This window comes from Novosphingobium cyanobacteriorum, from assembly GCF_029436685.1.
Classification (GTDB): Bacteria; Pseudomonadota; Alphaproteobacteria; order Sphingomonadales; family Sphingomonadaceae; genus Novosphingobium; species Novosphingobium cyanobacteriorum.
Genome location: NZ_JAROCY010000049.1, coordinates 1 through 7,783, shown reverse-complemented (window position 1 = coordinate 7,783; position 7,783 = coordinate 1). Strand labels below are relative to the sequence as shown.

The window sequence follows — 7,783 nt, the reverse complement described above, 5'->3', positions numbered from 1 at the left end:
TACCAGCGCACCGCCCACAGGATCACATCACCCTGGAAATGGCGCCACTTGAAATCCGTCATCGTTCCGTCCGTCCAATCTCCGCCAAGCATGCTCAAGCTTCACGATTTTTGCAACAGAGCCTTCTTCGATACGTCGAACGACGTCAGGCTGACCGATCAGGCGCGCGCCTTCGTCGATGCGCGGCTTGGCATCCGTGTCGCGCGGGATCGGCTGGAGATCGGCGTTTGGGGCAAGAACGTCTTCAACGAGACCAATATCTCGGACATGACGCCGATCCCGACGCTCGGCTTCGACGTGTTCAGCGTCGGCCCGCCGCGCACCTATGGCCTGTATCTGAAGGCGCGTTATTGACATGAGCGGCGGGGCCCGCGCGGAGGCGCGCGCGTGGCTCGGTCCACGGCCCTCCGCGATCGAGATGGCGGCAACATTGTTCGCCGGCGTCACCGGCATCATGTTCGCGGGCGTCGGGCCGCTGCTGCTCGGCGCGCTCGAACATGCCGGGCGGCTGAGCGCGGCGCAGATCGGGCAGGCCGGGATGATCGAGCTGCTCACCATGGGCCTCGCCGCCGGGCTGACCGGGGCGCTGGCCGGCACGCGCCGGCTCCGCCCGCTGACGATCGCGTGCGGGCTGTTGATGGCGCTGCTCAACGCCGCGACCATGTGGTGCGACGGCTGGGCGCTGGTCGTGGTGCGGGGACTGAACGGCGTGCCGAGCGGCGCGCTGATCTGGCTGATGACCGCGATGATCGTCCGCGCGCCGCGTCCGGAACGTTGGTCGGCGATCTATCTGACCGTGCAGACGCTGGCACAGTTCGTCGTCGTCGCGACGCTCGGGCCGTGGATCGTGCGTCCCTATGGCGCCGACGGTGGCTTCGCGGTGCTGGCGGCGATGAGCCTCGCCGCGGCGCTCGCGGGCTTCGCGGTGCCGCGCGCGTTCGAGCCGCTGCCGGTCGCCGTCGACGAGCCGAGCGGCCTGCCATCGCCGCGCGGACTGACGGCGCTGGCGGGGGCGTTCTGCTTCAACGCCGCGATCCTGGCGGTGTGGATTTATGTCGAGCCGCTGTCCCGCCAGGCCGGGCATCCCGCCGGCACCGCCGATCTCGCGCTGTCGCTGTCGCTGGCGGCGCAGGTGGCGGGCGGCACGCTTGCGACATTGCTCGCCGGGCGGATGCGCTGGCTGCCGGCGTTGCTCGCCTCGCAGGTGGCGATGGCGGCGCTGATGCTGCTGTTCGCGCGGCTGCCGGGGCAGGGGGTGTTCCTCGCCGGCTCGGCAATGTTCGGCGGGCTGTGGATGTTCTCCGCTCCGCTGCTCACCCCCTTCGCGATCGAGGCAGACCCGACGCGCCGCGCCGCCGTGCTCGGCTCGGGCGCGGCATTGCTGGGATGCAGCGCCGGGCCGCTGCTCGCCTCGCTGGTGGTGAGCGACGGCGACGTGCGCGGCTGCGCGATGCTCGGCGCGGGTGCGATGGCGGTGGCGATCGCGATCGTGCTCGCGGTCCATTTGACTCGTCGCGCCGTAATCCTCACGCGCGCCGCATGACTGATACCGCAACCCCCGTTCGCGCCCGCCGCCCGCGCGCCAGGAAGCCGGCGTTGGCCACCAAGCTGCGCCCCCGGCAGGCGCGCGCGCAGGACACGTTCGAGCTGATCCTCGAAACCGCCGGCCAGTTGCTCGGGCGCATCGGGTTCGAGCAGCTCACCACCAACCTGATCTGTGAGGCGGCGGGTCTCTCGCCGCCCGCGCTCTATCGATATTTCCCGAACAAATATGCGGTGCTGAAGGAACTCGGCGACCGGCTGATGCGCGCGCAGGACGACGAGGTGATCGCTTGGGCCGATGCCGGCGGTCTCGCCGGCGCGACGTTCGAGGAGCGGCTCGCTAAGTCGCTGGCGATCCACGAACGGATGGTGGATATCCAGCGCGATTTTCCGGGTGGCCTGGCGATCGGCCGCGCGTTGCGCGCAGTGCCGGTGTTGCAGGACATCCGCTTCCGTTCGCGCGACGTGGTGGCGGCGCATTTCTTCAAGCACATGCGCGCGCTCTATCCCGCCACCGATCCGCGACGGCTCGAGGTGGTGACGCGGATGACGATCGAGCTGAGCTATGCCGCGATCGAGATGGTGGTCGAGGAGCCGGACCGCGACGCCGATATCATCAACAGGGAAGTGTGCCTGCTGTTCGCGCATTATTTCGCGACCTTCAGCTAGGCCGGGCAACGGAGAACTGGGCGAATGGAGTGGCATAACTGGTCGGGGAGCGTGAACGCGCAGCCGCAGACGATCGTGAAGCCGCGCGACGAGGCGGAGTTGCGCGCCGCCATCCTCGCCGCGTCGAAGGTGCGGGTGCGCGGCGCGGGCCATTCCTTCATGCCGCTGTGCGAGACGGGCGGCACGCTGATCGACATGAGCGACTATGCCGCGCCAGTCGAGATCGCCGCCGACCGCGCCAGCGCGTGGGTGCCCGCCGGCTGGAGCCTCGCGCGGCTGACCGAGGCGTTGTGGAGCGAGGGTCTGTCGCTCATCAACCAGGGTGACGTGAACCCGCAATCGCTGGCCGGCGCCACCGCTACCGGCACCCACGGCACCGGCAAGGATCTCGGCAGTCTCTCGACGCAGGTGCTCGCGTTCGAGCTGATGCTGGCGGACGGCTCGCTGGTGATCTGCGACGCGCAGACCAACCCCGATCTGTTTCAGGCGCAACGCATCTCGCTCGGGCTGTTCGGCGTGGCGACGCGCATCCGCATCAACGTGCTGCCGGCCTATTATCTGGAGGAACGGGTCGAGGCGCGCCCGCTCGGCGAGATGGCGGAACGCTGGCAGGAACTGGCCGCCGCCACGCGCCACTTCGAATTCTTCGTCTTCCCCTATGCCGACACGGTGATCTTCAAGAGCCTCCAGCCGGTGGCGGGTGAGGGGGTGATGCCGCGTTCGACCGATATCGACGAGCGCCCGTTCCGCATCGCCTGCGAGTTGAGCCGCAAGGCGAATTTCCTCATCCCTTCGCTGCAACGGCTGATGATGCGGCTGAGCAGCAAGCCGTCGCGCCGCGTCGGCCCCGCGTGGCAGATCTTCCCCGGCGACCGCACGATCCGCTTCGAGGAAATGGAATATGAGCTGCCCCGCGCGGACGGGATGCCGACCCTGCTGGAGGCGGTCGCCTATATCCGCCGCAAGAAGCTGCCGGTCGCCTTTCCGTTCGAGTTCCGGCTGGTGGCGGAGGACGATATCTGGATGTCCCCGTTCAATCGCGGGCCCGGCTCGTCGATCTCCTTCCACCAATATGCACGGATGCCGTGGCGCGACCTGTTCGCCGAGATCGAGCCGGTGCTGCGCGGCGCGAACGGGCGGCCGCACTGGGCCAAGCGCCACACCTTGCGCGCGGAGGACGTCCATGCGCTCTATCCGCGGACGGGCGATTTCCTGAAGGTGCGCGCGGAGGTCGATCCAGCGGGCAAGTTCGTCAACGCCGATCTGGCGCGGCTGTTCGGCATCTGAAGGAGGCAAGGGCCATGACCGACGAGGAACTCCACCGCCATCTGGTCGGCCGTCAGGGATCGCGGCGCGATCTCAACACGCCGGTGCTGGTGGTCGATCAGGACGCGCTCGACCGCAATATCGCGCGCATGGCCGATTTCGCCGCCGCCAACGGGCTGAACCTGCGCCCGCATGCCAAGACGCACAAGAGCGCCGCCATCGCCCGCCGCCAGATCGCCGCCGGCGCGCTGGGGCAATGCTGCGCCAAGTTGGGCGAGGCGGAGGCGCTGGCGGACAGCGGGATCGAAGGGATATTGATTACCTCGCCGATCCTCTCCGCGCCGGGGATTGAGCGACTGGTTGCGCTCAACGAGCGGGCCGGGGGGTTGATGTGCGTCGCCGACAATCCGGTCGGCGCGCGCGCCATCGCGGCGGCGGTGACGGCGCGCGATGGTCGGCCGCTGACCTTGTTGATCGACGTTGATCCCGGCATCCACCGCACCGGCGTCGCCAGCCCGGAAGCGGCGGTGGAATTGTATCGCGCGATCGTCGCGGAGCCGGCGCTGCGTTACGGCGGCGTGCAATATTATTGCGGCTCGCAGCAGCATATCGAGAGCTTCGCGGAGCGGGAGGCGGCAATGCACGACCGCGCCGACTATCTCCGCACTGTCATCGCCGCGCTGGAGGCGGCGGGGGGCAAACCGCCGATCGTCTCCGGCGGCGGCACCGGCACGCACCGCATCGACGCGACGCTTGGCCTGTTCACCGAGCTTCAGGTCGGCTCCTATGTCTTCATGGACGACCAGTATCACGTCTGCGCGCTCACGCCGGAGGAAGGTGAGGTGCCATTCGAGACCTCGCTGCTGATCGACACCCGCGTCATCAGCGCCAATTCGCCGGGGCTGGTGACGGTGGACGCCGGCATCAAGTCGATGGCGACCGATGCCAAGCCGCCGCTGATCGCTGGCGGCGCGGCGGAGGGAACGGTCTATTTCTTCATGGGCGACGAGCAGGGCGCGCTGGTTCATCCGGCCGGCGAGCTTCCGGCGCTGGACGCGATCGTCTCGCTCAACGCGCCGCATTGCGATCCGACCGTTAACCTCTACGACTGGTATCACTCGGCATACGCCACGACGATGTCGTCCCCGATTTTCTGATCCGGCACCTGGCCGCGCAACTCGACATCGCGCCCACAGCGTTCGAGGGCTACGCGCATCGCGCCCAGACCCGGCTCGAACACGCCTGGGAGGCGATGGAGCGTTTGCGCCTGCGCGCGTTCGAGGCGGCCGACGTCCCCGGCGCGCTCGGCGCAGCCACCCGCGCGGCGGAAGCGACCGAACGGGGCAAGCCGATCGCCGCGGCAGTGCTGGGCCATTTGCGTGCTGCCCGGATCGTTCTGCCCGCGCCCGCCCGTATCGAGCGGATCGGGGTGGCGGGGCGCGCCATGGCGCGCCGCCTCGCGGCCGACACGCTGGTCGATGCGCTTGCTCCGGAGCAGGTGACGGGGCTGGATGCGTTGCTGATCGTGGACCAGGATCGCAGCACGACGCCGCTCGCGTGGCTGCGCGACACGTCGGACAGCCCGACCGCGCGCAATCTCGCCGGCATTCTCGCCCGGCTCGCGCACGTGCGCCGGCTCGGGCTCGACCCGGGCATGGCCGGCCGCATCCACGAGCACCGCTTCGAGCAGCTCGTGCGCGAAGGCCACGTCGCGCCCGCGTTCCTCCTGTCCGACTACTCGCTCCGCAGAAGGCGCGCGACACTCGCCGCAGCCGTCATCGACCTGGAAGCGCGGCTCGCGGACGCCGCGATCGAGATGTTCGGCAAGCAGACCGGCCTCCTGTTCGCCAGGGCCAGGGCCGCGCAGAAGCGCGGCATCGAGGCGACCACACGCGACGTGAACCGGCTCATGCGGCTGCTGGGCGCCACGGTCGGCGCACTCCGGGTCGCGCGCGAGGACGGGTTGGACGTCTGGGCGGCGCTCGACGACGGGGTGGGCTGGACGAGGCTTCTGGACGCCGAGAGCGAGGCGACCGCGATCGCCGACCTGACTCGCGACGAGCCGCTGATCCGCGCGGCGGGGCGCTACATGACGATGCGGCGCTACGCGCCCGCGTTTTTTGACGCGTTCCGGTTCAAGGCGGCAGGCTCGCGCGACGGCGTGCTCGGCGCGATCAAGGTCGTGCGCGCGCTGAACGCGACCGGGCGGCGAGACGTACCGGCCGATGCGCCCATGCCGTTTTCCAGAAAATGGAAGGCGGCGATCACCGAGGGCGGCGTCATCGACCGCCGTCGCTACGAAACCGCCACGGTCGCGACCGTGCGCGAGCGGCTCCAATCGGGCGACCTGTGGGTGGAGGGTACGCGCGAACACCTGCGCTTCGACAGCTATATGCTCCCGCCCGGCAAAGCGGCCGAGATCGCGCTCACGCTGCCGTTCGACACCGACGTCGGCCGCTACTTGGAGGGGCGCGCCAGGCTGCTCGACTGGCGGTTGCGCCGGTTCGCAGGCTCGCTGAAGCGCGGCACGCTCGACGGCGTGGAGCTGCGGGGCGGTAACCTCAGGGTCAGCCCGCTCGCGGCCGTAACGCCCGCTGCGGCCGACAGGCTGGACGCGGCCGTCGACCGGCTCATGCCCCGCGTGCGCATCACCGAGCTGCTCGCCGAGGTGGAAGCCCGCACCGGGTTCCTGTGCGCATTTCCGGAACTGCGCTCGGGCCGCGCCCACTCCAACCCGCAGGCCGTGCTCGCCGCGATCCTGGCAGACGCGACGAACCTCGGCATCGAGCGCATGGCCAACGCCAGCCAGGGCGTCACCTACGCCCAGCTCGCCTGGACGCATGGCTGGTACGTATCGGAAGAGAATTACGCGGCAGGGCTGCGCCATCTGGTGGACGCGCAAGCCGCGCTGCCGCTCACGCGCGTGTGGGGCGACGGCACCGCGTCGAGCTCGGACGGGCAGTTCTTCCGCTCGGGCAGGCGGGGCGCGGCCGGCAGCACCAACGCGCGCTACGACCGGGAGCCGGGGCAGAAGATCTACGCCCATGTCGCCGATACCTACGCGCCCTACCATGTCCGGCTGATCTCGGCGACCGCGGCGGAGGCGCCCTATGTGCTGGACGGGCTGGTCGCGCACGGCTGCGGCATCGAACCCGCGACCCACTATGCCGATACGGGCGGCGCGTCCGACCACGTGTTCGCGCTCGCGCACCTACTCGGCTTCCGGTTCGTGCCCCGCCTGCGCGATCTAGCCGATCGCCGGCTCGGCCTGTTCCCGGGCACGGCCCGCCCCGAGGCGCTCGCGAAGCTGATCGGGCGCCCGTTCAACATCGCTGCCATCCGCGAAAGCTGGGACGAGATCGTCCGGCTCGCCGCGTCCGTGAAGGCCGGCGTGGTGCTACCGTCGGTCATGCTGAAGAAGCTGGCCGCGTACCGTCGCCAGAACCGGCTCGACTTCGCGCTCCAGGAGCTGGGCCGGATCGAGCGCACCCTGTTCACGCTCGACTGGCTAGAATCCAGGGCGCTCCGCCAGCAGTGTCAGGCTGGGCTCAACAAGGGCGAGGCGCGTCACACGCTCGCCCAAGCCGTGTTCGTCCACAAACAGGGCCGCCTGCGCGATCCGCAGTTCGAGAACCAGGCGCTGAAAGCGTCCGGGCTGACGCTGGTCACCGCCGCGATCGTGTACTGGAACACGCTTTACATGGGCCGCGCCGTCGAGCATCTGCGCGCCAGCGGCGAGCCCGCGCCCGACGAGCTGCTCGCCCATGTAGCCCCGCTAGGCTGGCGACACATCAGCCTGACCGGCGATTACCTCTGGCAAAACGCCGCTGCCGAGCTCGATCAAGACGGCTACCGCGCACTCAACATCGCCGGCGGACCCGGAGCCAAGGTGGCCTGAGCCGCCCTGTTCGCTACCTGTTCAGCTTACCGCTGTCCGTGTCACAAACCTTGAGGTGCTCCCGTGATCATCGAAAGCGGCATGCGGGCCAGGAAGCCGGCCGCGGAAAACGCCTTGGCGCCGGGCGCCTGGAAAATTTCACTGTATGGATTGCGCATGTAAGCCCCCCGGGGCACGGAGATAGAGCATTTTGTAGCCAAGTGGAATCATTTGGCGTTACAAAAATGCTGCGAAAACAAAAACTTAGAGCGTTTCCGCGTTTCCGTGAAAAACGGAAACGCTCTAGTCCGCAAAACCCTTCTCCCCGTGTGGGGAGAAGGGGTCAAAGACAATGCCCTCCCCGATATCTTCACCGGCTGGCGTGGATCGGCGGCAGGCGGTCGAACCAGGGGCGGGCTTCCTCGAGGT

Annotated in this window: 5 protein-coding genes and 1 pseudogene; all 6 read left to right on the top strand. The window is 68.9% G+C overall.

The window, feature by feature from the left end:
- Positions 1 to 354 (top strand): TonB-dependent receptor (locus POM99_RS21815; protein WP_277280871.1); only part of this gene is annotated, 354 nt, incomplete at its 5' end.
- A gap of 1 nt (position 355) precedes the next feature.
- On the top strand, positions 356 to 1,543 hold the full coding sequence (locus tag POM99_RS21810; protein WP_277280867.1) for an MFS transporter: 1,188 nt from the start codon (positions 356 to 358) through the stop codon (positions 1,541 to 1,543).
- 53 nt (positions 1,544 to 1,596) lie between these two features.
- Positions 1,597 to 2,211 carry a TetR/AcrR family transcriptional regulator gene (locus tag POM99_RS21805; protein WP_277280865.1) on the top strand — a complete coding sequence of 205 codons (615 nt, stop codon included), beginning with the start codon at positions 1,597 to 1,599 and terminating at the stop codon, positions 2,209 to 2,211.
- Positions 2,212 to 2,235: 24 nt separating this feature from the next.
- Positions 2,236 to 3,498 carry a D-arabinono-1,4-lactone oxidase gene (locus tag POM99_RS21800; protein WP_277280864.1) on the top strand — a complete coding sequence of 421 codons (1,263 nt, stop codon included), beginning with the start codon at positions 2,236 to 2,238 and terminating at the stop codon, positions 3,496 to 3,498.
- Between the two features lie 14 nt (positions 3,499 to 3,512).
- Positions 3,513 to 4,634 (top strand): DSD1 family PLP-dependent enzyme, encoded by a 1,122-nt coding sequence (locus POM99_RS21795; protein WP_277280862.1) that lies wholly within the window; start codon positions 3,513 to 3,515, stop codon positions 4,632 to 4,634.
- A pseudogene (locus POM99_RS21790) lies at positions 4,580 to 7,375 on the top strand (Tn3 family transposase); the annotation flags it as partial. The gene POM99_RS21795 and the pseudogene POM99_RS21790, both read left to right, overlap by 55 nt.
- Positions 7,376 to 7,783: the final 408 nt, after the last annotated feature.

What these genes read in the sequence shown, in the direction of transcription:
- POM99_RS21810 (WP_277280867.1), top strand. Translation starts at nt 356, where the DNA reads ATGAGCGGCGGGGCCCGCGCGGAGGCGCGCGCGTGGCTCGGTCCACGG.
- POM99_RS21795 (WP_277280862.1), top strand. Translation starts at nt 3,513, where the DNA reads ATGACCGACGAGGAACTCCACCGCCATCTGGTCGGCCGTCAGGGATCG.
- POM99_RS21800 (WP_277280864.1), top strand. Translation starts at nt 2,236, where the DNA reads ATGGAGTGGCATAACTGGTCGGGGAGCGTGAACGCGCAGCCGCAGACG.